The organism is Allobosea sp. TAB14 (assembly GCF_052113865.1).
GTDB lineage: Bacteria > Pseudomonadota > Alphaproteobacteria > Rhizobiales > Beijerinckiaceae > Allobosea > Allobosea spartocytisi.
The window spans coordinates 1-24797 of record NZ_JBFRDQ010000076.1 but is presented as its reverse complement, the minus strand read 5'-3'; the positions used below and the strand labels follow the sequence as shown (position 1 = coordinate 24797).

Genomic DNA, 24797 nt, shown 5'->3' with positions numbered 1-24797 from the left:
AAAGGATGGCGAAATCGTCGTCAAGCCGTCTTTTCCCCAGCCGGCCGGAAGGACTCATACAGGAGACCCAGCACGCCGACAACGATCGCGACATCGGCGATGTTGAAGATATACCAGCTGAAATTGCCCCAGTGGAGATGGACGAAATCGACGACCGCCCCGTACCAGGCCCGGTCGAGCCCGTTGCCGAGCGCGCCGCCGATGATCAGCGCCAGGCTGAAGACGGTGAAGCGGCTTTCAGTCCGCCACATCCAGCGCCAGAGCCAGATCGCGGCGACGAAGGAGATCGCCACCAGGAGCCAGCGTCCGAGATCCGTGCCCTGCTGGAAGAGCCCGTAGGAGATGCCGCGATTCCAGGCGAGCACGATCGTCAGGAACGGGGCGAGGTCGAACGGGCCGTTCTCCGCCAGCCCGACGCCGTAGAGCAGCCAGCATTTCAGGAGCTGATCCGAAATGAAGATGATCAGGACCGTGAGCAGGCCGAGGCGGCGGGCGGACGTCATCAGGCGCGCACCCCGAGTTCCTTGAGTGCCTTGGCGTCGCGCGGCGTCACCTCGGGATAGGCCGGATCGGCCGTCGCGGGATCGAAATACTTCCAGGAGCGGGCGCATTTGATGCCCTCGGCGCGATGCGGCACGACCGCGACGCCCGGCACCTCGGCGAGACGGAAGGCCTCCGCCGGCCCCTCCCCGCTCTCGATGCGGATGTCCGAGGTGATGCTGACTTCGGCGAGGTCGACGCCGGAGAGCGCCGCATAGAGATCAGCATCGGAGACGAAGACCTGCGGCGCAGCCTCGAGCGAGGAGCCGATGCGCTTGGCGGCGCGCTCCAGCTCCAGCGCGCCGGTGACGACGCGGCGGACGCGGCGGATCTTGGACCAGCGCTCGGCGAGCTCGGGATCGAGCCAGCCCGCCGGCGCCTCGGCGAAGAGCTCCAGATGCACCGAGCCATCCTGCGCCTTGGTGTCGGGATAGCGCTCAAGCCAGGCTTCCTCGGCGGTGAAGACCAGGATCGGCGCGAGCCAGGTCGTCAGGCAGCGGAAAAGATGGTCGACCACGGTCAGCGCGCTGCGGCGGACGTGGCTCGACCGAGGATCGCAGTAGAGCGCGTCCTTGCGCACGTCGAAATAGAAGGCCGAGAGCTCGGTGTTCATGAACTGCGAGAGCAGGAACACGACCTTCTTGTAGTCGTAGGTGCGGTAGGCTTCCTCGACCTGCGGGCCGAGCTCGGCGAGCCTGTGCAGCATCAGCCGCTCCAGCTCCGGCATGGTCTGCGGCTCGACGACGCGGATCTCCTCGCTGAAATGGGCGAGCGTGCCGAGCATCCAGCGCATGGTGTTGCGCAGCTTGCGATAGGTCTCGACGAAAGTCTTGAGGATCTCCTTGCCGATGCGCAGATCGTCGGAATAATCGGCCGCCGCGACCCACAGGCGCAGGATGTCGGCGCCGGAGTCCTTGATGATGTCCTGCGGCGCGGTGACGTTGCCCTTCGACTTCGACATCTTCTCGCCCTTCTCGTCCAGGCAGAAGCCATGGGTGAGGACGATGTCGAAGGGCGCGCGGCCACGCGTGCCGCAGCTTTCCAGCAGGCTCGAATGGAACCAGCCGCGATGCTGGTCCGAGCCTTCGAGATACATCACCCGGTCCTTGCCGCCATCGACGATGCGATGGGTCTTGAGGTCGGCGCGCTTCTCCAGGGTGAAGGCATGGGTCGAGCCGGAATCGAACCAGACGTCGAGCACGTCGGTGACGCGCTCGTATTTCGCCGGATCGTAGCCGAAGGGCTTGAGGAAGCGGGCGCCGTCCGTGTCGGTGAACCAGGCGTCGGCGCCCTCGGCCTCGAAGGCCTCGGCGATGGCGGCGTTCACGGCCGGGTCGACAAGGATGTCCTTGCTCTCCTTCTCGACGAAGACGGTGATCGGCACGCCCCAGGCGCGCTGGCGCGAAACCACCCAGTCAGGCCGGTTGGCGATCATGCCGTTGATGCGGTTCTCGCCGGCGGCGGGCACCCATTCGGTCTGCTTGATCGCCTTCAGCGCGCGGTTGCGCAGCGTGTCGGCATTGCCGCCGGCAACCGGCTTCGGATCGGCCGCGTCCGGCGCGCCGGCCTCGCCGATCGGCTTGTCCATGGCGATGAACCATTGCGGCGTGTTGCGGAAGATGACTGGCTTCTTCGAGCGCCAGCTATGCGGATACTGATGCTTCAGGCGGCCGCGCGCGACGATGTTGCCGGCCTCGACCAGCGCCTTGATGACGACGTCGTTGGCGTTGCCCTTCTCGCCCTTGTCGGTGATGACCTGCGCGCCCTCGAAGCCCGGAGCCTCCTTGGTGAAACGGCCATCGGCGTCGACGGTGTAGGGGATGCGGGTCTCGATGCCGCGCTCGTGAAGCTGGCGGCCATTCGCGGTCCAGACGTCGAAGTCCTCGCGGCCATGGCCCGGCGCGGTGTGGACGAAGCCCGTGCCGGCGTCGTCGGTAACGTGGTCGCCATCCAGGAGCGGGACATCGAAATCATAGCCGTGACCGCGCAGGGGATGGGCCACCGTGACAGTAGCTAATTGTTCGGATGAGATGTCTTCGACCAGTTCGAAAGCTTCAACCTTCGCTGCCTTAAAGACCGACTCGGCAAGATTCTTGGCGAGCACGTAGGTCGCGCCAACCTTGGCCCAGTTTTGCTCCGGCGCAGCGGTGACCCGGTATAAGCCATAGGCGATTTTATTATGGAAAGAGATCGCGCGATTGCCGGGAATTGTCCAAGGGGTGGTCGTCCAGATGACGATGGCTGCATTCGCTAACCGCGCGGCCTTTTCAAACTCTGGGCCAACGACGGCTCCGCCCATCGTGCCGCTGGACGCCTGCATAACCGGAAAGGCCGCATAGACCGTATCGCTCGTATGCTCCTCATACTCGACCTCGGCCTCGGCGAGCGCGGTCTTCTCGACCACCGACCACATCACCGGCTTGGAGCCGCGATAGAGCTGGCCGGTCTCGGCGAACTTCATGATCTCGCGGGCGATCTGCGCCTCGGCCGGATAGGCCATCGTCAGATAGGGGTTGGCCCAGTCGCCCTCGACGCCGAGGCGCTTGAATTCCTCGCGCTGGATGTCGACCCATTTCTCGGCGAAGGCACGGCATTCCTTGCGGAACTCGACGACATCAACGTCGTCCTTGTTCAGGCCCTTGGCGCGGTACTGCTCCTCGATCTTCCACTCGATCGGCAGGCCGTGGCAGTCCCAGCCCGGCACGTAGTTGGAATCGTGGCCGAGCATCTGCTGCGAGCGGGTGACGAGGTCCTTCAGGACCTTGTTGAGCACGTGCCCGATATGGATGTTGCCGTTGGCATTACGGAAGGAAGGGCGGCGTTTTCGCCAAGATGTCGCGTGCGCGGGCGCTGTCGGCGTCCATCTGCGCGATCAGGGCCTCGAGCGAGTCGAATTTCGCTTCGCCGCGCAGCCAGTCGACGAAGGCGACATCGACCTGGCGGCCATAGAGATCGCCCGAGAAATCGAAGACGAAGGTCTCCAGCCGCGGCGCACCGTCGTCGAAGGTCGGGCGGCGGCCGAAGCTCGCGACGCCGTCATGCCAGATGCCGTCGATCCTCATCCGCACCGCGTAGATGCCGTGGCGGAGCTTGCAATCGCGGGCCAGATGCATGTTGGCGGTGGGGTAGCCGAGGTCGCGGCCGCGCTTGTCGCCATGGGAGACGAGGCCGCGCACGAACCAGGGATGGCCGAGGAATTCGGCGGCACGGGCGACATCGCCCTCCTCGAGCGCCACGCGGATCAGGGTCGAGGAGACGGGCTCGCCGTGCCAGGAATAGGGCGGGACGACCGTGACGGGGATGCCGGCGGCGAGTCCATGGGCCTGCAGCATCTCGGGCGAGCCGGTGCGGCCCTTGCCGAAATGGAAATCATAGCCGCAGACGAGGCCGGCAGCGCCGAGCCGGCCGACGAGCAGCTCATCGACGAAGCGCTCGGCCGGGATCGCCGCCGTCTCGAGATCGAAGGGCAGGACGAAGGTCCGGGGAAGGCCGATCGCGGCGAGCAACTCGACCTTGAGCTGCGGCGGCGTCAGGCGGAAGACCGGCTGGTCCGGCCGGAAGACGCTGCGCGGATGCGGCTCGAAGGTGAAGGCGGCCGGCCGCGTGCCAAGGCCGTGTGCCATCGCGGCGGCGGTGCGCCCGAGTTCGGCATGGCCGCGATGCACGCCGTCGAAATTGCCCAGCGCGAGCACGGCGCCACGCAGGCTGCCGGGGAGCTGCTTGTCGAGGTCGAGGACCAGAGCCGCCGGCTCGTCGCGCGGCGCCGCCTCGGTTTCAGTTGTCATCGATCGCAAAAATCCAGCACCCGGCCGTAGCCGCGTCGTCACCGTCTTTGCGGCCAAGCCCGGTGGGCGTCAAGCGCGCGAACGAGATGTCGCCATGCCGGCAAGTCGCCCCGCAGGTCGTCGCCGCAGCTGCCGGCCGCCGCTCCCGTCAGCGCCTCGGCGACGGCGGCATGGCCACCCAGGCCTCGCCTTCCATGACGGGCTTGCCGTCGACGAGGCACTCGCAGAACAGCCGGGCCCGGCGGCGCTCGGAGACAAGCTCGACCACCTCGACGCGGGCGGTCACCACATCGCCGATCCGCACCGGAGACAGGAAGGTCAGGGTCTGGGACAGATAGACCGCGCCCGGCCCCGGCAGCCGGGTTCCGAGCAAGGCCGAGATCAGGCTCGCGGTCAGCATGCCATGGGCGATGCGCTGGCCGAATTTGGTGCTGGCGGCGAATTGCTCGCAGAGATGGATCGGGTTGGCGTCGCCGGAAAGCTCCGCGAACAGCGCGATGTCGCGCTCCATCACGGTCCGCATCAGGCTTTCGCTCTGGCCGACCGCCAAATCCTCGAAGGCATGGACGGTGTAGAGCCCGCCCGGCACCGGCTGTACTGTCATGAGCTTTGTGCGACGCGGCGCAATCGCCGCCCCTTTCCCTGTGCGAGTGCTAACCATCTCGCACTCGCAGCATTGCGGCAATTGGACTTTGGTGCCGGCTCCGCCGCCTCAAAAATGCCGGGTTGTCTGAGATCGGATTAACCGCTTCGCAACGCGCCCCGGCTATCACCGCTGAAACAGAGGCTGTCTTCCCAAGGCAGCGCGTCGCCGGTATGTCCCGGCACGAAACCACTGTGCCGGAGCATTGCAATGGCGCTCGACCCGTCCATGCCGATCCTGGTCGTCGACGATTATCAGACCATGATCCGGATCATCCGCAACCTGCTGAAGCAGCTCGGCTTCGAGAATGTCGACGACGCCTCGGACGGCTCGGCCGCCATCGCGAAGATGCGGGACAAGCAATACGGGCTCGTCATCTCGGACTGGAACATGGAGCCGATGGGCGGCTTCGAGCTGCTGCAGCGCGTGCGCGAGGAGGCGAAGCTGGCGGAGACGCCCTTCATCATCGTCACCGCCGAATCGAAGACCGAAAACGTCATCGCCGCCAAGAAGGCCGGCGTCAGCAACTACATCGTCAAGCCGTTCAACGCCCAGACGCTGAAGACGAAGATCGAGTCCGTCTGCTCGGCGGCCTGACCCCCCGGTCTCTCGCGGCCCAGGCACGATRCCGGGGCCGACCGCCCGAAGCTTCGCTTCGCCCGGGAACGACGGCCCGTTTCACCAGACCAGGTGCGGAATGGCGTAGTCGGGCCGGTGCGTCTGCCGGCCGAACCAGCCGTGACGCTCCTCCCACGAAACCTGCATCAGATCCTGCGCATGGATGCCGGCCAGCACCATGATGCCGGCAGCGCCGAATGCGGCCGCTCCCGCGATATCGGTGCGGATCGCATCGCCGATGGCGCAGATCCGGTCGCGGGCGACGGCCCCGCCGCGCTTCTCCTCGGCGAGCCCGAGCGCGACCTCGTAGATCGGCCTATGCGGCTTGCCGGCATAGGTCACCGTGCCGCCTATCTCCTCATAGGCGAGCGCGACCGCGCCCGCACAGGGGACGATATGGCCGCCGCGCTCGACGACCAGATCGGGATTGGCGCAGATCATGGGAAGATCGCGCGCCGCGAAACCCGCGAGCAGGTCGGCATAGGTCGCAGGCGTGTCGGCCTCGTCGTCGAAGAGGCCGGTGCAGAGCACATAGGAAGCCTGGTCGGGCCCGGTCTCCGGCGCATCGAGCCCGGCGATCAGCGGCAGGTCGCGGTCGGGCCCGAGCCGGAACATCGGCTGGCCGGCGCGCGCGCCGATCAGCGCGCGGCAGACATCGCCCGAGGTGACGATCGCATCCCAGGCGGCGCGGGGCACGCCGAAGCCGTCGAGCTGGCGGATGATCGCATCCCGCGGGCGCGGCGCATTGGTGATGAGGACGACGCTGGTGCCGCGTTCGCGCATCCGCGTCAGGGCCTCGATCGCGTCCGGAAAGGCGGCGACGCCGTTATGGACGACGCCCCAGACATCGCAGAAGCAGAGATCGAAACGATCGGCGATCTCGGAAAACCCCGAAAGGGCGGCGACCGGTTCGGAGCCCGTCATCGGCACAGTCATTCTCCTACGGATGAGGCGGTAGCGGCGCGCCACGCTCTAGACGGTATTCGCGCGGGGTGGAACCCTGCGTCCGCCATTCTTCGCGGTGCGTGGCGGTTCAGGCGCTGGCGCGGCGCAGCACGGCGCGGAAGGGCAACCGCTCAGGCCGCCGCGGCGTTTCCTCGGGCGGTGCGGCGGCAGGCTGCGGATAGCCCAGCACCTCGGCGGAGGGCCGGGGCGGCGGCGGCGGCGCGGGTTCGGTCCGGGCAGCGGCTGCGGATTCGGGCGCAGGCTCGGCGAAGACCTCCGGCTTCACCGGGCGCGGCGGCGAAAAGGCATTGCCCTGCCCCATCGCGATGCCGAGTTCGATCATGTCCGCCGCCATCGGATTGTCCTCGACGGTTTCCGCGACCAGCGTGATCGAGGCACGGGCGAGCATGGCGGCGAGATCGCCGGCCGCGATGTCGCTCGCGACGCGCCCTTCGGCATGAGCCTGGAGGAGCGCCGCCCTGACCTTGATGAAACGCACGCCGCGATCGAACAGGGCCTGCGGATCGAAGCGCAGATCCGCGATCTGATCGAGCGCGAAGCGCACGCCGCTGGCCGACATCGCGCCGAGCAGGCCAAGGCTCGTCGGATCGAGCGCGCGGAAGACCGCCTGCGGCATCTCGATGACGAGGCGGCTGCTGTGCTCGCGATATTTGTCGAGGATGCGGGTCAATGCCGCCAGCGCCCGCGAAGCCCCCCAGGTCGCGGAGCTGAAGTTGCAGGTCACGAAGATGTCGCCGTCCCTCGAAGCGAGGTGACGGGCGATCGCCAGGGCTCGCGTGAGGACGAGCGCGTCCAGCGTCGGCCCGAAGCCGCGCTCCTCGACGATCTCCAGGAATTCATGCGGCAGCAGCAGCGTGTTCTCGTCGATGCGCAGGCCGACCACCGCCTCATAGCCACGGGTCCGGCGCTGCGGCAGCGAGACGATCGGCTGCAGATGCACCTCGATCCGCCCCTCGCGCAGGGCGGCGCTGATGATGCCCGCGCGCTCCGCCTCGGCCTCCTCCTGCGCGGCCCTGGCCGCCGCGGCACGCTCCGCTGCCAGCTTTTCGGCGTGCTCGCGCCGCGCGGCCTCGGGGTCGATGCGGACCTCCGGTGCGGAGGCCCTGGCCGGCGCCGGTGCCTGCACGGGCGCCGCCGGCAGCTTCGCGAGCTTGTCGTCATGGTCGGCGAGCGTCGTCGCGACCTGGTGAATGAGATCGCCGAGCAGGCCGACCTCGGCGGTCAGCTCGTTGATGGCAGCGCGGGCCGGTGCGGCATCGACATCGCGCATGGGCATCTGCTCGACACGCTGGGACAGCGCATCGATCCGGATGGCGTTGGTCGCGAGCCGGACCTTGACCTCGCCGAGCCCGGCCAGAAGCAATTCGCGCTGGCCCAGATTGCGTCGTTCCAGGGCCCAGAGGCTCGTCGCCAGCCCCGCACCGGCTGCGATCAGGCCCAATGCCGGCCCCAATGCTCCCGGCATCAGGATGGCGACGATGGCGCCAGCCGAAACACCGGTCACGGCACCGGCGAGGGGATGCAGGGCTTTCAGGCGCACAGGAGCCAAGGCAGCGCTCGCGCGTCGAGGGGTTGATCGGGGGTGGAAACGAATCACAACGCTGCGCGGTAGAGTACCTCCCGACAGGCGGACACGCGAGCGATACCGCTCGATTCATCGCCTCTCGCCCGGACTTCGCTCGAAAATGCTCTAGCGCCCGGCGATGCCGAGATCGCCGACGATCCGCTGTGTCACGTCCTCGCTGAAGCCCCTGCGCGCCAGATAAAGGCGAGGATCGGTTCCGAAGAGCGGAGAGCGCCTCGCAAGTTCGCTCAGAGCGAAGTCGCGCCGGGTGGAATCGCCGCTCATGCTCGCCTGCAAAGCCTGCCCCAGCAAGCTGAACGGCGTGCCATCCGCCTCCAGAACCGCCGAATAGGTTTCCGACAGGCGCTTGGCGCCGGTCAGATAGGCCGCCAGGAAAGCGTAGAAATCATACCAGGGGGGACGCCCGGCGCTGATCTCGATGGCGCGCTCCAACAAGGGCAGGCCCTCGGCGGGACGGTTGAGACGGACATAGAGCGAGCCGAGAGTGGCCATGATGTCGGGATCGTAGGGATTCCGGTTCACGGCCTCGCGGCCGGCCCTGATCGCGTCGGCGACACTGCCACGCAGGAACAGGATCTCCATCATCGCCTGCTGGGCGCGGGCCCCGGAGGGCGCCAGCCTGATCGCGGTCAGGGTCGCCGCCATCGCCCGGTCGAGCGAGGCACTCCGGCCGGCATCGGGCGCCGCGGCATATTCGCCGGCCATGAGCAGCGCGAACTGCGCCCAGGCGGGATAAAATCCGGGGTCCCGCTCGACCAGCTGCTCCAGGCAGGTGCGGGCCGCGACCCGCTTCTCAGGCGTCATGAAGCGGCGGTAATCGAAGGCCTGGAAGATGCACTGCATCGCCGGCGCGGATGAATTCTGCCGGAAATCGGCATGAATGACACCGAAAGGCTCGGCCAGCYGCGTTCCGACGCGCCGGGCGAGATCCACCAGATCCTGATCCTGCAACAATTCGCCGACAGGCCGGCTCGACGAGGCCGTCCAGACGATCCGGCCGTCCTTGGCGGCGCGCAGCCGGCCGAAGCCCTCCAGCGCTCCCTCGGTCGAGAGAATGCTGATCTCGAACACGTAATCCACCCCTTCGGGCGGCGGCGCTCCGGGAGCCGGCGCCTTGATCACGAGCAGATCGTCGAAGCGCGCCGTCACGTCCACGAGCACTTCCGCGACACGGCGGACCGCCTCGGCGAGCTTGGGGTCGGTCGGCACGCGCGGGATGACGATCGCGACCGAGACGAGCTGGGCCGAGGGCGCGGTCGAACGGTCACGCGCCACCTCCGGCGGGGAGGTGTCCGCCGGGCGGCTGGTCTGCGTCACCAGATTGCTTTGCGGCGTCTCGCCGAACGGCTCCAGATACCAGACGAGAAGCGCGAGGAGCGCGCAGGCGAGCACCGCCAGGGCCACGAGGAGCCAGCGCCGGGCCGCCGCGTCCCGCTCAGCGATGTCCGCGCGCATATCCTGTCCGTCGACCGGGCCGCCCGGAGGAACGAACGGCTCCGGCCCGACGCGATCGCCCGGCTCGACAAAGGCGAAGACCGGGGCATAGCCGCCGACCGGCATGGTCATCCGCACCGGATCGTCCTGTCCCTCTCCGGCATAGTACTGGGTCAGGGCACGGCGCAGACGGCCGGCCTCGACGCGCACGATCGGATCGGCCTGCGGATCGAAATCCGCCGGACGGCCGAGTGCCTCGACGGCAATGGTGTAGCCCTTCAGCTCGGCGCGCCGGCCTTCGACCGCCCGCTCGACGACGAAGCTCAGGAAAGCGGAGAGTTGCGGCGCGGCGCTGAAGACATCCGACGCAAGGATGCGGGCGAGGCCAGCGCGAATCGACGCRACGGCCTGCTCATCCAGCCGTTCGTTGTCCTCGACACTATCGCCCATCGGGGTCCGTTCAGTTCATGCCCCAGAGGGTAAGCTACGCTATCGACGACCTAACGTCATCCGACAAATCGGGCTGCGGCAGCCATGTCGCGGCCCGCACTCATGCCTCGCTCGGCGGCGATTTACACCCTGCATCGACCTGCTAGGTTGAACGAACGTTAATCCACAGGATGCCCCGATGACCGCTGCCTCGTCGCCGATCGCCACGCCGAACGATCTCGAAGCCTATTGGATGCCGTTCACGGCGAACCGGTCGTTCAAGAAGAACCCGCGCATGGTCTCCCGCGCCGAGGGCATGTTCTACTACACGCCGGAGAACAAGCCGGTCATGGACGGCACGGCGGGCCTGTGGTGCTGCAATGCCGGGCATGCGCGCGAGCCGATCATCCAGGCGATCCAGGCCCAGGCGCGCGACCTCGACTACGCTCCCTCCTTCCAGTACGGCCATCCCAAGGTCTTCGCCGCCGCCGCCCGCATCGCGGCGCTGGCGCCGGGCGATCTCGACCATGTCTTCTTCGCCGGCTCGGGCTCGGAGGCCGCGGATTCGGCGCTCAAGATCGCGCTGGCCTACTGGAACGTCTCGGGCAAGGCCGCCAAGACCCGCCTCATCGGCCGCGAGCGCGGCTATCACGGCGTCGGCTTCGGCGGCATCTCGGTCGGCGGCATGTCGAACAACCGCAAATTCTTCGGCTCGCTGCTCACCGGCGTCGACCATCTCGCCCATACCTACGACCGGGAGAAGCAGGCCTTCAGCAAGGGCGAGCCGGACTACGGCGCGCATTTCGCCGATGATCTTGAGCGCATCGTCGCGCTGCACGACGCCTCGACCATCGCCGCGGTGATCGTCGAGCCGATGGCGGGCTCGACGGGCGCGCTGCCGCCGCCGAAGGGCTATCTCAAGCGCCTGCGCGAGATCTGCGACAAGCACGGCATCCTCTTGATCTTCGACGAGGTCATCACGGGCTTCGGCCGCCTCGGCTTCGCCTTCGCGGCCGAGCGCTATGGCGTGATCCCCGACATGATCACCTTCGCCAAGGGCGTGACCTCCGGCACCGTGCCGATGGGCGGCGTGATCGTGCGCAAGCACATCTACGACGCCTTCATGAACGGCCCGGACAATGTCATCGAGCTGTTCCACGGCTACACCTATTCGGGCCATCCGCTGGCGGCGGCCGCGGCGCTCGCCTCGCTCGACATCTATCGCGACGAGGGGCTGTTCGAGCGCGCGCGCGCCATGGAAGGCGCCTGGTCCGATGCGGTGATGAGCCTGAAGGGTGAGCCGAACGTCGTCGATATCCGCACGCTCGGCATGGTCGGCGCCGTCGATCTCGCGCCACGGGCGGAGGGTGCAGGCAAGCGCGGCTACGAGGCGATCGAGCGCGGCTTCCACGAGGAAGGACTGATGATCCGCACCGCCGCCGACACCATCGCCTTCTCGCCGCCGCTGATCATCACGGAGTCGCAGGTCGAGGAGCTGATCGGCAAGCTGCGCCGGGTGATCCGGTCGGTCGCGAACTGAAGCGGCGAGCACGCGCGCCGGTATTCCCAGCGGCATAACACCAAGGGCCGCCTCCCTGGGGAGGCGGCCCTTCACGCATCTGTCAGCGCGCGACGCGCCAGGCGACCAGCAGAGCGAGCAAGGCCGGCACGGCGAAGACCAGGACGAGGATCGGCAATTCCGCGCGCACGGAGTAGCCCGCCTTGGCGACGCCGACCCACATGTTGAGCAACGCCACGGCAAGCCAGACCGGCACGAAAAGCTTGGCAGCGAGAGCATAATCCGGCTCAGCCCCGCCCCACAGCTTTCCGAAGAGCAGGAACAGGCCCAGCAGCACCACGCCGCCGCCGATCACCATCGCCATATGCATATGCCTGCTCCTCACCGTCGAAAACAGATACAGATACTGCGAGCTTACGACGCCCGCATTCCAGCCGGGCGAAGGCAGGCGAAGCTCGCCCGCGCTCAGCCGCGCCGCAGCTTGTTGTAGCGCGCAATCAGCCTGTCGCGCTTGAGCCGCGACAGGCGGTCGATCCAGAAGAGGCCATCGAGCTGGTCGATCTCGTGCTGATGGCAGACGGCGAGCAGCCCGTCCGCGTCCTCGACATGTTCGACGCCGTCGAGATCGCGGTAACGCACGCGGACATGAGCATGGCGCTCCAGCTCGTCGGTCACACCCGGCATCGAGATGCTGCCCTCGACATGGCGGATGGTCTCGCGCGAGACATTGTCCAGCACGGGATTGACGTAGGTCCGGACATCGCCCGGCACCAGCTCCAGCACCACCAGCCGCAAGAGCACGCCGACATGCGGCGCGGTGATGCCGATGCCCGGCGCCTCTCGCATCGTGTCGAGCAGATCCGCCGCCAATTCCCGCAGGTCGGCATCGAAACGCGTGACGGACGCCGCCGCCACCCGCAGACGCGGATCGGGAAAGTTCAGGATCGGCCTGGACGGCATATGCTCATTCCGACTTCTTGCGTGCAGTCGCGTTTCCGACCTTCCCGGAACCGGCGCCAACCAACAAACCGCTTCCCGATGTTATCGGGAAGCGCATCATGCGACCGAACGACGACAGCCGCTTCATCGGCCTGCGGCTGCATCAATGACACACTCACTTCGTCGTGTAGCCGCCGTTCACTAGGATCGTCTGGCCGGTCATCCACCAGCCGTCCGAGACGAGGAAGCGCAGCCAGGGCACGATGTCCTGAATGTCGGTCAGCCCCGTCTTCGAGAAGGGCGAGAGCGCCGCCGCGCTCTTGTGATAGGCGACCGCATCGGCGCCTTCCGCGGGATAGAAGAACGACGTGTCCATCGGGCCCGGCCCGATCGCGGTCACCGAGATGCCGCGCGCGCCGAATTCCTTGGAAGCCGCGCGGGTATAGTGCTCCACCGGCGCCTTGGTGCCGGCATAGCTCGCATAGAACGGCGTGAAGGCGCCGAGCAGCGAGGTCACCAGCGTGCAGACCTTGCCGTTGTCGCTGACATGCTTGCCGGCTTCCTTGAGGAAGAAGAACGCCGTCTTCGAGTTGACCGCGCTCATCTCGTCGAACTCGGCCTCGCTGATCTCGACCATCGGCTTCTTCAGCACCTTGCCGACGGTATTCACGGCGATGTCGATCGCGCCCATCGCCGCCTTGGCGTCGGCAAAGAGCTTCTCCATCGCTGCCGCCGAGGTCAGGTCGGCCTGGAAAGCATAGGCTTGCGCGCCCGCAGCCTTGATCGCGGCCATCGTCTTCTCGGCTTCGGCCTTGGCCGGAGCGCTGTTGTAATGAATGGCGACGGCCTTTGCGCCCTGCGCCGCCAGGTCCTTCGCCAGCAGACCGCCCAGATTCTTGGCGCCGCCGGCGATCAGAACCGTCTTACCCTTGATGCCGTGATCGGCCATCGCATGCTCCTGTTCGCTGCAATCGATGGCGACAAAATATCGTCCGAAAATCAGATATAAAGATTTTGATCAGGACATCACTGGTCAGGATTTCCGAACAATCTGGAGCGCCGATTTGGACCGCATCGACCTCTTCCGCATCTATGCCCGCGTCGTCGAGTGCGAGAGCTTCACCCAGGCGGCCAAGGCCCTCGGGCTGCCGCGCTCCTCGGTCTCGGCGGCGGTCGCGGCACTGGAGCAACGGATCGGCACAAGGCTGCTCCAGCGCACGACGCGGCGCGTCTCCGCGACGCAGGACGGCGCGGCCTTCTACGAGCATTGCGCCCGGCTCGTCGCCGATGTCGAGGAAACCGAGGCGCTGTTCCGCCACAGCGCCGCGCGCCCTGCCGGGCGGCTCAGGATCGACGTGCCCGGCCGCATCGGGCGCTTGATCATCGCGCCCGCCCTGCCGGATTTTCTCACCCGCTATCCCGAGATCGACATCGATCTCAGCGTCACCGACCGGGCGAGCAATCTGATCGAGGACGGCATCGATTGCGTGCTGCGCGTCGGCGCGTTGAGCGATTCAGGTTTGATCGCGCGCTCGGTCGGGGAGTTGCCGCTGATCAATGTCGCCAGCCCCGGCTATCTCGCGGCGCATGGCGTGCCCGGGCATCCCGGCGAACTCGATGGGCATAAGGCCGTCAACTACGCCTCGCCGTCGACGGGACGGATCGAACCTTGGGAATGGCTGGAGAATGGCACGCTGCACGACCGCGCCCTGCCGGGCCGCGTCACCGTCAACAGCGCGGAAGCCTATATCGCCTGCTGCCTCGCCGGGCTCGGCCTGATCCAGATCCCGGCTTATGATGTGGCCGAGCATCTCGCTGCGGGCGATCTCGTCGAGGTGATGCCCCGGCACCGGGCTGCGCCGATGCCGATGACCCTGCTCTATCCCCACCGCCGGCACCTGTCGCGCCGGCTGCAGGTCTTCGCGGACTGGCTCGTGGCGCTGCTGCGCACAAGGCTGGCGAACTGAGCCCTAAGGCTCAGGCCGCCTTCGTCTCGGCCGCGCCGTAGAAGCTCTCGCCGGTCTTGGCCATGCGCTTCAGCAGGCGGTTCGGCTTGAAGCGCTCGCCATGGCTCTTGGCCAGCTTCTCGCAGAGCTTCACGAAGGCCGCCGCCCCCATATTGTCGATATAGGACAGCGTGCCGCCCGAGTAAGGCGCGAAGCCAAAGCCGATGATCGAGCCGACATCGGCCTCGCGCGGATCGGTGACGACGCCTTCCTCATAGGTCTTCGCGGCTTCGAGCGCCTGCGTCACCAGGAGGCGGTGCTTCAGCTCCTCCATGTCGACGCTCTCGGGATCGAGCCGCTTGCCGACGAGATCGGCGAGCCCCGGCCAGAGCCGCTTCGGCCCGGCTTCCGGATAGTCGTAGAAGCCCTTGCSGTTCTTRCGGCCCAGCCGCCGATGCTTCTCGACCATGTCGGCGAGCAGCTTCTCCTGCGCCGGATCGACGGCGGCATCACCGAGCTGCGCCTTGGTCGCCTTCAGCACCTTCCAGGCGAGATCGACCGCGACCTCGTCATTGAGCGAGAGCGGACCGACCGGCATGCCGGCCTGCTTGCCTGYCGCCTCGATCATCGCCGGCGGCACGCCTTCCATCAGCATCAGATGGCCTTCGCGGATATAGTTGCCGACGCAGCGGTTGGCGTAGAAGCCGCGSGTGTCGTTGACGACGATCGGCGTCTTYYTGATGGCGCGGACRWAGTCSARCGCCATGGCGAGAGCCTTCTTGCCGGTCTTCTTGGCCATGATGACCTCGACCAGCAGCATCTTCTCGACCGGCGAGAAGAAATGGATGCCGATGARGTTCTTCGGGCGCTGGCTGGTCTCGGCGAGGCCGGTGATCGGCAGGGTCGAGGTGTTCGAGCCGAAGATGGTGCGCGGTCCGACGACCGCCTCGACCTTGGCAATGACCTCGGCCTTGACCTTCGGGTCCTCGAAGACGGCCTCGACGATCAGGTCGCAGCCCTTGAGATCGGCATAGTCGGCCGAAGCCTTGATGCGGCCGAGCAGCGCATCGCGATCGGCGGTCTTGGCGCGGCCCTTCATGATCTGGTCGGAAACCAGCTTGTGCGAATAGGCCTTGCCCTTCTCGGCCGCCTCGATGTCCTTATCGACCAGGACGACCTCCAAGCCGGCATTGGCGGTGACATAGGCGATGCCSGCRCCCATGAAGCCYGCGCCGAYRACSCCGACCTTCTTGAGCTTCGACGGCGGCACGTCGGCCGGGCGGCGGGCGCCCTTGTTGAGCTCCTGCATCGAGACGAAGAGCGAGCGGATCATCGAGGCCGCCTCCTTCGTCCGGAGGATCTTGGCGAAGTAGCGGCTCTCGACCTTGAGGCCGAGATCGATGGGCAACTGCAGGCCCTCGTAGACCGCCGAGAGGATGGCGCGGGCGGCCGGGTAGTTGTCGTTGGTCTCGCGGCGATAGATCGCGTTGGCCGGCGGCCAGATCTGCATGCCGGCCGGCGAGTGCACCTTGTTGGAGGGCAGCTTGAAGCCCTTCTGGTCCCAGGGCTGGGTCGCCTGCGGATTGGCCTTGAGCCAGTCCTTGGCGTTCTGGACGATGTCGGCGCGGGCCGCGACGGCATGGACGAGGCCGGAATTGCGCGCCGGCAGCGCCTTCACCTGCTCGCCCTTGAACATCATCTGGAGCGCGTCGCCGGTCTGCATCAGGCGTGAAACGCGCTGGGTACCGCCGGCGCCCGGAAACAGCCCGACCTTGATCTCGGGCAGGCCGACGCGGGTCGAGGCATCGTCGGAGACGACGCGGTACTGGCAGGACAGCGAGAGCTCGAAGGCGCCGCCCAGGCAGACGCCATGGATCGCAGCTGCGAAGGGTTTCCCGCAGGTYTCGAGCTTGCGRTAGAGCAGCGAGAGCTTGCGGCTYTCGTCGAAGAAGSTCTGCATCGCRRCCGCYTCGCCCTTCTCCYTGGCGAGCTTGACATACAGGTCGCGCAGGCCCTGGAGCATGGTGAGATCGGCACCGCCGGAGAAGCTCTCCTTGCCGGAGGTGATGACGCAGCCCTTGATGGCTTCATCGCCCGCGACCTTGTCGACGATCTGGTTGAGCTCTTCCATCACCTCGGGGGTGATGACGTTCATCGAGCGGCCGGGCATGTCCCAGGTCGCGACAGCGATGCCGTCGGCGTCGGTCTCGAAGCGGAAATTGGTGAGGTTCATGATGTCTCTCCCTGCCTTTCCGCTCAGACGCGTTCGATGATGGTGGCGACGCCCATGCCGACGGCGACGCAGAGCGTCACCAGCGCGGTCTGCTTGTCCTGCCGCTCCAGCTCGTCGAGCACGGTGCCCAGCACCATCGCGCCGGTCGCGCCGAGCGGGTGGCCCATGGCGATGGCGCCGCCATTGACGTTCAGGATCTCGTCGTCGATGTCGAGCGCCTGCTGGTAGCGCAGCACCACGGAGGAAAAGGCCTCGTTCAATTCGAAGAGGTCGATGTCCTTCATGGTCATGCCGGCCTTCTTCAGCACGAGCTGGGTCACGTCGATCGGACCGGTCAGCATCAGCGCGAGGTCGGAACCGACGGTCGCGAAGGCCTTGATGCGGGCGCGGGGCTTGAGGCCTGCTGCCTTGCCGGCCCGCTTCGAGCCAACGAGCACAGCCGCCGCGCCATCGACGATGCCGGACGAGTTGCCGGCATGATGGACGTGGTTGATGAACTCGACATCCGGATGCGCGGCGGTCCCGACCGCATCGAAGCCGCCCATCTCGCCCATCTGGACGAAGGAGGCCTTCAGCGCGGCCAATGCCTGCATGTTGGCATCGGGGCGGATCGTCTCGTCATGGTCGAGGATGGTGAGGCCGTTGACGTCGGTGACGGGGATGACCGAGTTCTTGAAGCGGCCTTCCTTCCAGGCCTTGGCGGCGCGCTGGTGCGAGCGCACGGCGAAGGCATCGACATCGTCGCGCGAGAAGCCGTATTTCGTCGCGATCAAATCGGCCGAGATGCCCTGCGGCATGAAATAGGTATCGATGGCGACACTTGGGTCGACAGCGATGCCGAAGCCGGAAGCACCCATGCCGACGCGCGACATCGATTCGACGCCGCCGCCGATCGCCATCTCCTTCTGGCCGGACATGACCTGCGCCGCGGCAAGGTTCACCGCATCGAGGCCCGAGGCGCAGAAGCGGTTGATCTGCACGCCCGGCACTTCCTTGCCGTAGCCGGCCTTGAGCGCGACGGTGCGGGCGATGTCGGCGCCGGCCTCGCCGACCGGATCGACGCAGCCCATCACCACGTCCTCGACGAGGAGCGGATCGAGATCGTTGCGGTCCTTGATCGCGCGCAGAGCCTGGGTGCCGAGCTCGATCGCCGTGACTTCGTGGAGCGAGCCGTCGGCCTTGCCTTTGCCGCGCGGCGTCCGGACGTGGTCGTAGATGAATGCGTCTGCCATTTGGTGGCCTCCCGGGGCGCCGTCGGACGGCGCGTTCTGGTGCCGGACGTCATGGTCGGGCTTGACCCGACCATCTCGTCATCCAGCGGGTTCTGCAAGAGATGCCCGGGTCAAGCCCGGGCATGACGGCGTTTTCGTCAGAACTGCTCGACGCTCAGCGCCATCGTCGTATCCGCGCCGGAGGTGATGCGCGCCAGATGGGCGGCAGTCTCGGGCAAGGTGCGCTCCATGAAGAAGCGGGCGGTGACAAGCTTGGCGCTCATCCGCTCGTCGGCACCGGCCTTGAGCTTCTCCTGCGCGGCCTTGGCCATCTTCACCCACATGTAGCCGAGCGAGACCAGGCCGAGCAGGTGCATGAAGTCGCTGGCGCCGGCGCCGGCATTGTCGGGCTTGGCGAGGGCGTTGTTCATGAACCACATCGCTGCCTGCTGGAGATGGCCCAGTGAAACCTGCAAAGGCCCGAGCAGCGGCTTCAGCGCCTCGTCCTCGGCATTCTCCTTCAGGAAGCCGCCGACCTCGTTGAAGAAGGCCATGATGCCGCGGCCGCCATCGCGGCCGAGCTTGCGGCCGACGAGGTCCATCGCCTGCACGCCGTTGGCACCCTCGTAGATCATCGCGATGCGGGCATCGCGGACGAACTGCTCGACGCCGGTCTCGGCGATGTAGCCGTGGCCGCCGAACATCTGCTGCGCCTTCACGGCGTTGTCGAAGCCGATATCGGTGAGCACGCCCTTGAGCACCGGGGTCATCAGGCCGAGTTGGTCGTCGGCCGCCTGGCGCTCAGCCGCGTCGCCGGAGCGATGGGCGATATCGGACTTGAGCGCATTCCAGAGCACGAAGGCGCGGGCCGCCTCGTTGAAGGCCTTGATCGACATCAGCGTGCGGCGCACGTCGGGATGGACGATGATCGGGTCGGCCGGCTTGGCCGGCTCCTTGGCGCCGGTCAGCGCGCGGCCCTGCAGGCGCTCCTTGGCGTAGGCGACGGCGTTCTGATAGGCGACCTCGGACTGGGCGAGCCCCTGGATCGCGACGCCGAGGCGGGCCTCGTTCATCATCACGAACATGGCGTTGAGGCCGCGATTCTCCTCGCCGACCAGCCAGCCCTGCGCGCCGTCGTAATTCATCACGCAGGTCGCATTGCCGTGAATGCCCATCTTGTGCTCGATCGAGCCGCAGGACACGCCGTTATTGGCGCCGACCGAGCCGTCGCTGCCCAGCTTGTTTCTGGGCACGACGAAGAGGGAGATGCCCTTCACGCCGGCAGGCGCGCCCTCGATCCGGGCGAGCACGAGGTGGATGATGTTCCCGGTGATGTCCTGCTCGCCGGCCGAGATGAAGATCTTGGTGCCGGAGATGGCGTAGGAGCCGTCGCCGTTCGGCACGGCCTTGGTCTTGAGCAGGCCGAGATCGGTGCCGCAATGCGGCTCGGTCAGGTTCATGGTGCCCGACCAGGTGCCGTCGATCATCTTCGGCAGATAGGTGCGCTTGATCTCGTCGGAGCCGTGGACATAGAGCGCGGCGATCGCGCCCATGGTCAGGCCCGGATACATGGCGAAGGCCATGTTCGCGGCCGAGGCATACTCGTTCATCACGGCGCCGAGCGTGTAGGGCAGGCCCTGGCCGCCATATTCCGGGTCCATGGCAAGGCCGATCCAGCCGCCGCCGGCATAGGCCTCATAAGCCTCCTTGAAGCCCTTCGGCGTGGTGACGCGGCCGTCTGGGTGGCGGGTGCAGCCCTCCTGGTCGCCGGAATAGTTGATCGGCTGGAGCACTTCCTCGCAGAGCTTGGCGCCCTCGCCGAGCACGGCCTCGATCACGTCCGAGGACGCGTCGGCGAAGCCCGGCAGGTTGTTGTAGCGCTCGATATTGAAAACGTCGTTGAGCAGGAAAAGCGTATCGTCGACGGGCGCCTTGTAGACCGGCATCGTGGTCCTCCCTCACCTCGCGCGGCGGCGCTCATGGGTGCGCCGCTTCAAGATAGTTCACATATAAACAATCTCACCCGGCATGCAATGGGTGTCCGGCGAATTTGTCCTCCCGCGCGTGACCGTTCGATGGCAAGGCAACAAAAAACCCCGGCAAAGCCGGGGTTCTGGGACAGAGCGTCGCGCATCCATCCGGAGACGGGAGGCGACCCCGCGCTTTTCGCCGGAAACCGGATCGGCCCGCGACGCGGTGCGATCTCAGGCAGCGCTGAGCCGGGTGAGCGAGCCCTCGAGCTCCTTGATGGCGTCCTCGATCTCGGCGCGCTGGCTGCGCAGCAGCTCGAGCTGCTCGACGATCTGATCGCGGCTGAGATGCAGGCCGCCGACCGAGGCCGACTTGCCCGCCGAGCCCGCCTTCTTCTCCTCATTGGCGAGCATGGCGCGAATCTCGACCAGGGTGAAGCCGAGCTGCTTGCCCTTGAGGATGAGCGCGAGCCGGGCACGATCACGCGCCGAATAGATGCGCGTCATGCCCGAGCGGGCCGGCGCAAGCAGGCCGCGGGATTCGTAGAAGCGCAGGGTTCGCAGCGTCACGCCGAAATCACGGGCGAGATCGCTGATGGTGAAGCCCCCGGCATCGGAATCCGCGACCGGGACATTGTCAGCGCGGGTCTCATGAATCGAGGAACCCGCCATAGCTGAGCTTTGGCGCGACATGAGCATTCATTCCTTGAAAGATGGACGGCGGCACCGGCACATATTGGCGGCATCGCCTTGCTGAGATGTCTTCTTACGGCACCCCCTCCCCTAGCGTCAGGTAATACGCCCCCAGGGTGGGGTAAGTTACGGTTATACGAACCCCGACAAGGCGGCAGAAAAGCGGCGCTTCGGAAAAAATTAACGGATCGGTCGGAATTCTTAACCCGCTGTTYACCATGCCGGCGAAATCTCAGGGGCGCGGACCGGCGTTGCGACTTCGTCAACRTTCTTTTCACGGATCGCCGGATCGAGCGGAAGCGGCGGCGTCAGGGAGCTGCGCCTTCGTTAACAACGGGCCCTGGAGGCGAGCACAATCATGGCGAACAGCTTGCCCTGGAGCGTCAAGGGGGTCGACCCGAGGACGCGCGATGCGGCTAAGGCGGCGGCTCGCCGCGCCGGCATGACCTTGGGCGAATGGCTCGATCACAAGATTCGCGACGAGAGCGAGGAGGCGCAGCCGGCGATGGCCGCCACGGCGCCGCCGGAGCAGCTCGATATCGCCGCCCTCTCGGAGCGGCTCGCGCGGCTCTCCCAGACGCAGACCGAAACCGCCGCGCGCGCACCGACCCCTCAGCGCCAGGAGCGGGCGACCAGCGTCATCGCCGAGGCCATCAAGTCGATCGGCGAGCGGATCGTCGAGATCGAGCGCCGCGCCGTCGAGCCCCGGCAGCAGGCCGGCGAGGATCGCTCTCCCCGGCTTGCGTTCAGTCGCGACGGACTCGCCGCCGCCGTCACCGATATCCGCACGCGCCAGCGCCTGCTCGATCGCGACGAGAGCGAGGCGCCTCGGCCGGCTCAAGCTTCGCAGGACCGCATCTCGGCGCTGCGCGAGGATCTGCGCGACCTCAGCGCACGCCTCTCGCCGGATGCGCGGCGCGCGGCCGCGCCGCAGCAGCGGCCCGCGGCCCCCTTCGGCAGCGATCTCGCCCATACGATCGAGACCAAGATCGCCGCTCTCGGCGAGCGCCTCGACAGGCTCGCCGGCCGCGATCATTTCGAACCGGTACTGAAGCCGCTGGCCCGCCTCGAGGCGGAGGTTTCGCGCCTGTCGCAGGATCGCTCGGGCGGTGGCTACCAGCATGTCCAGCACGAGATCGCACATCTGGCGAACAAGATCGACGCGCTCGCATCGGCTGGCGGCATCGATCCGACGCCGCTGGCGCGCGATATCGCCGAACTGCGCGAGCTGGTCGCGCAGAACGGCAACGACCACCGGCTGGAAGAGCTCTCGCAGCAGATCGCCTCGCTCGGCTTCGAAATCAGCCGGCTGCGCGAGATCGAACCCGACATGCGCGAGATGCGCAACCTGTCCTCGGCCATCGAGGATGTGCGCAGCGCCGTGCTTTCGGGCCGCCCGCGCGAGTTCGAGCTGGGGCCGCTCTCGGCGCTGGCAGGCCAGATCGACCGGCTGTCGCAGCGTTTCGACGAAATCGCCGAGCGTCGCCCCGATAACCAGATCGACCATCGCCTCGACCTGCTCCAGCAGCATGTCGAGCGGCTCGCCGAGAACAGCCCGGTCGCCGTCACGCGCCAGATCGAAGCCCTGGCCGGGCGCATCGAGAGCCTCGCGGCCTCGAGCGAGCTTGTCCGCATGACCGAGGGCGCGGACGGGCGCGTTCCGGCCGCTCTCAAGCCGATCGAAGACATGCTGCGCCACCTCGCCGAGAAGATCGACGAAGCTGGCGCGCCTGAAGCGAATTCGGAGTCCTTCGACGCGCTCGAGCAGCAGATCTCGGGGATCGCCGCCCGGCTCGACGAGGCGGCCGCGACCCGCCACGCCGAGAGCGGCATCGAGCGGACGCTGCAGGATCTGGTCGTGCATCTGCGCTCGATGCGGGAGGAAACGGCAGCCGAGCGCGCCGCGCTCGTGCAGGCCACCAGCGCGGTGACGCCGGGCAAGGGCATCGTCGAGCTCTCCGGCCTGGTTTCCGGCATGCGGGACACCCAGATCTCCTCGGAACGGCAGACGCATGACGCGCTCGGCGCCCTCAACCAGACGCTCGAAGCGATCATGGGCCGCCTGTCGAACCTCGAAGGCGAATTGCTGGCGGAGCGCCATGGCGCTTCCGGCCGGCCAGCCGCGCCGCGGGCCCAGGAGCCGGCGACGCGCCAGGAGCCGACCAGGCGCTTCTCGACGTCTCGCGAGCCGCTCGTCGCGGCTCCCGCCGCTCAGGACCGGCCGGTTGCCGGCGAGGCGCCCCAGCGCACCGAGCCGACCCTCGCCATGCCGAGCGCGGCCTTCGACCTGCCGCTCGAGCCGGGCTCCGGCCGCCCCCGCCCCGAGGCCACCGCCAATGCCGGCCAGGATGCGCAATCGGTTCGCCAGAGCCTGATCGCCGCCGCGCGCCGCTCGGCCAAGGCCGCCAGCGAAGCCGCCGCGACGGCACCCACGGCGGCGGCCGAACCCGCCGCGAAGAGCCCAGGCCGGCTGCGCGAGATCATGGAGAAGCGCAAGCGCCCCCTCCTGCTCGGCCTCGCCGCGGTGATCCTCGCGCTGGGAACCGCCCAGGTCGTCACCAGCTCGCTGGGCGGCAAGGATACGAAGACGGCCAGCAACGAGAGCCAGAACCTGCTCGCTCCCCCGGCCGCCCTGCCGGAAACAGCGGCGGCATTGTCGCCGCCGGCGCCGGCGGAACAGGCTCCCTCCAAGGACCAGTCCTCGCTCGCTCTCTCATTGCCTGCCGCGAATGCGAACGGCGCCATCAACGCGGATGCGGGCAATGCCCCCGCCCCGGCTCCGGCCACCGTATCCGCCGCCACGGAACCGGCGCAGGCCACGCCGGAAACGGCCAGCGCCACGCTGCCTGCCTCCGAGCCGGTGCAGGCCGTGACCGGCCTCGGCGATCTGCCGACCGGGCTGGGCAGCGCCGGGCTGCGCAAGGCCGCGCTCGATGGCGACGCACGCGCCGTCTACGAGCTGGCGACACGCGCCGCCGACGGCCCCGCCGGCTCGCGCGACCCCAAGCTCGCCCTGCGCCTGTTCGAGCGGGCGGCCGTCGCGGGGCTCGCGCCGGCACAGTTCCGCCTCGGCAACATGTTCGAGAAGGGCGTGGGAGCTCCGCGCGACCTGCCCCTCGCCCGGATCTGGTATCAGCGCGCCGCCGAGCGCGGCAACGCCAAGGCGATGCACAACCTCGCGGTGCTCTATGCCGAGGGTGCCGCCGGCAAGCCGGATTATGCCACCGCGAACACCTGGTTTGCGAAAGCGGCCGAGCTCGGGGTGCGCGACAGCCAGTACAATCTCGCCGTGCTGCTCGGCCGCGGGCTCGGCGCGCCGGCCGACCTGGCGCAGTCCTATGTCTGGTTCGCGATCGCGGCCGTGCAGGGCGACGAGGACGCCGCCCGCAAGCGCGACGAAGTCGCCCAACGCCTGAAGCCGGAAGAGCTCGCCGCCGCCAAGGCCCGGGCGACGGGCTGGAAGCCGAAAGTGCTCGACACCGCCGCCAACGAAGTCACCCCGCCGCCGAAGGGCTGGGATGCCGGCCCGACGGCCTCGATGGCGAAGCCCGGCAAGCCGAGCCGGAGCTGAAAGCCCTGAAACACGTCATGCTTRCGACGTGTTGACGCGGCRGGAAGAATGACCGTCTCTGGGACGGGCCGGTGGAAGGCCCGTCCTTCGTCGTTTCGACAATTTGCCTTAACCCGGACCGCGTAGCCTGGGATCATCGGCGCAAGCGACTGCTCAAGCGCCGTCCATGAGGGGTAGAAGTGCAGATTTACCTGCCGATCGCCGAGCTTCCGATCAGCGTGCTGATGGTGCTGGGCTTGAGCGGCGCGGTCGGCTTCATCTCCGGGCTGTTCGGCGTGGGCGGCGGCTTCCTGCTGACGCCGCTGCTGATCTTCCTCGACATTCCGCCGGCGGTCGCGGTGGCGACGGTGGCGGCGCAGGTCGCCGGCTCCTCGATGACCGGCGTCCTGACCTATTTCCGGCGCAAGGCGCTCGATCTCAAGCTCGGCGGCGTCCTGGTCTCCGGCGGCATCGTCGGCACCGTGCTGGGCGTGGCGTTCTTCAACGCGATGCGCCGCCTCGGCCAGCTCGAGCTGGTCATCACCCTGTCCTACGTCACGCTGTTCTCGATCATCGGCGGCCTGATGCTCTACGACGCCGTGCGCGCGATGCTGCGCGTCAGGGCCGGCAAGCCGGCGCGGCGCAAGCGGCGCGGCGGCATGCATCCCTGGTGGATGGGGCTGCCGTTCCGCCAGCGCTTCTACCGCTCCGGCCTGTATTGCAGCATCATCCCGAT

Annotated in this window: 19 protein-coding genes; 5 read left to right on the top strand and 14 right to left on the bottom strand. The window is 67.4% G+C overall.

The features are described 5' to 3' along the window. Positions 1-20: 20 nt before the first annotated feature. The 4 genes from lspA to AB4Y99_RS13435 form a co-directional block, all read right to left on the bottom strand. Entirely contained in the window at positions 21-503 is a 483-nt protein-coding gene (lspA, locus tag AB4Y99_RS13450; protein ID WP_038360833.1) for a signal peptidase II, read from the bottom strand. Continuing rightward, positions 503-3313: an isoleucine--tRNA ligase gene (ileS, locus tag AB4Y99_RS13445; protein ID WP_441523661.1), complete on the bottom strand. Its 2811-nt coding sequence runs from the start codon at positions 3311-3313 to the stop codon at positions 503-505. Before ileS ends, lspA begins: the two co-directional genes overlap by 1 nt. 28 nt (positions 3314-3341) lie before the next feature. After that, positions 3342-4325, bottom strand: coding sequence for a bifunctional riboflavin kinase/FAD synthetase (locus AB4Y99_RS13440; protein WP_191124438.1), 984 nt, complete (start codon positions 4323-4325; stop codon positions 3342-3344). Between the two features lie 148 nt (positions 4326-4473). Continuing rightward, entirely contained in the window at positions 4474-4929 is a 456-nt protein-coding gene (locus AB4Y99_RS13435) for a MaoC family dehydratase (RefSeq protein WP_441523660.1), read from the bottom strand. Positions 4930-5178: 249 nt separating this feature from the next. Here AB4Y99_RS13435 and AB4Y99_RS13430 point away from each other — a divergent pair, with 249 nt between their 5' ends. After that, positions 5179-5565, top strand: a complete 387-nt coding sequence (locus AB4Y99_RS13430) for a response regulator (RefSeq protein WP_038360830.1) — start codon at positions 5179-5181, stop codon at positions 5563-5565. Positions 5566-5646: 81 nt separating this feature from the next. Here AB4Y99_RS13430 and AB4Y99_RS13425 read toward each other — a convergent pair whose 3' ends face one another. The 3 genes from AB4Y99_RS13425 to AB4Y99_RS13415 form a co-directional block, all read right to left on the bottom strand. Then, the gene (locus tag AB4Y99_RS13425; RefSeq protein WP_112762948.1) at positions 5647-6510 is read right to left on the bottom strand and encodes a TIGR01459 family HAD-type hydrolase; all 864 of its coding nucleotides are present in this window, start codon (positions 6508-6510) and stop codon (positions 5647-5649) included. A gap of 109 nt (positions 6511-6619) precedes the next feature. Next, positions 6620-8092 (bottom strand): EAL domain-containing protein, encoded by a 1473-nt coding sequence (locus tag AB4Y99_RS13420; protein ID WP_441523668.1) that lies wholly within the window; start codon positions 8090-8092, stop codon positions 6620-6622. A gap of 150 nt (positions 8093-8242) precedes the next feature. Beyond that, on the bottom strand, positions 8243-10021 hold the full coding sequence (locus tag AB4Y99_RS13415; protein ID WP_441523659.1) for a tetratricopeptide repeat protein: 1779 nt from the start codon (positions 10019-10021) through the stop codon (positions 8243-8245). Positions 10022-10199: 178 nt separating this feature from the next. On the opposite strand from AB4Y99_RS13415, the gene aptA reads away from it, so the two are divergent. Beyond that, complete coding sequence (aptA, locus tag AB4Y99_RS13410; protein ID WP_441523658.1) at positions 10200-11540, top strand: omega-aminotransferase AptA; 1341 nt, start codon at positions 10200-10202, stop codon at positions 11538-11540. 82 nt (positions 11541-11622) lie between these two features. On the opposite strand, the gene AB4Y99_RS13405 is transcribed toward aptA, so the two are convergent. From AB4Y99_RS13405 to AB4Y99_RS13395, 3 genes are all read right to left on the bottom strand, one after another. Then, positions 11623-11889: a hypothetical protein gene (locus tag AB4Y99_RS13405; RefSeq protein WP_113253945.1), complete on the bottom strand. Its 267-nt coding sequence runs from the start codon at positions 11887-11889 to the stop codon at positions 11623-11625. Between the two features lie 95 nt (positions 11890-11984). Next, on the bottom strand, positions 11985-12479 hold the full coding sequence (locus tag AB4Y99_RS13400) for a peptide deformylase (RefSeq protein WP_441523657.1): 495 nt from the start codon (positions 12477-12479) through the stop codon (positions 11985-11987). A 154-nt stretch (positions 12480-12633) separates the two neighbouring features. Then, positions 12634-13407 carry an SDR family oxidoreductase gene (locus AB4Y99_RS13395; RefSeq protein WP_112762953.1) on the bottom strand — a complete coding sequence of 258 codons (774 nt, stop codon included), beginning with the start codon at positions 13405-13407 and terminating at the stop codon, positions 12634-12636. A gap of 115 nt (positions 13408-13522) precedes the next feature. On the opposite strand from AB4Y99_RS13395, the gene AB4Y99_RS13390 reads away from it, so the two are divergent. Then, a complete protein-coding gene (locus AB4Y99_RS13390) occupies positions 13523-14425 on the top strand; it encodes a LysR family transcriptional regulator (RefSeq protein WP_113253942.1) in 903 nt (300 codons plus the stop codon). Positions 14426-14435: 10 nt separating this feature from the next. On the opposite strand, the gene AB4Y99_RS13385 is transcribed toward AB4Y99_RS13390, so the two are convergent. From AB4Y99_RS13385 to AB4Y99_RS13370, 4 genes are all read right to left on the bottom strand, one after another. Next, a complete protein-coding gene (locus tag AB4Y99_RS13385; RefSeq protein WP_441523656.1) occupies positions 14436-16637 on the bottom strand; it encodes a 3-hydroxyacyl-CoA dehydrogenase NAD-binding domain-containing protein in 2202 nt (733 codons plus the stop codon). 23 nt (positions 16638-16660) lie between these two features. Further along, entirely contained in the window at positions 16661-17869 is a 1209-nt protein-coding gene (locus AB4Y99_RS13380) for an acetyl-CoA C-acetyltransferase (RefSeq protein WP_441523655.1), read from the bottom strand. Between the two features lie 137 nt (positions 17870-18006). After that, a complete protein-coding gene (locus AB4Y99_RS13375; protein ID WP_133562321.1) occupies positions 18007-19794 on the bottom strand; it encodes an acyl-CoA dehydrogenase C-terminal domain-containing protein in 1788 nt (595 codons plus the stop codon). A 258-nt stretch (positions 19795-20052) separates the two neighbouring features. Further along, positions 20053-20490: a MerR family transcriptional regulator gene (locus AB4Y99_RS13370; RefSeq protein WP_038360818.1), complete on the bottom strand. Its 438-nt coding sequence runs from the start codon at positions 20488-20490 to the stop codon at positions 20053-20055. Between the two features lie 379 nt (positions 20491-20869). Between AB4Y99_RS13370 and AB4Y99_RS13365 the strand changes: the two genes are divergently transcribed. Next, the gene (locus AB4Y99_RS13365; RefSeq protein WP_441523654.1) at positions 20870-24082 is read left to right on the top strand and encodes an SEL1-like repeat protein; all 3213 of its coding nucleotides are present in this window, start codon (positions 20870-20872) and stop codon (positions 24080-24082) included. Between the two features lie 179 nt (positions 24083-24261). Further along, positions 24262-24797 (top strand): TSUP family transporter (locus AB4Y99_RS13360; RefSeq protein WP_441523653.1); only part of this gene is annotated, 536 nt, incomplete at its 3' end.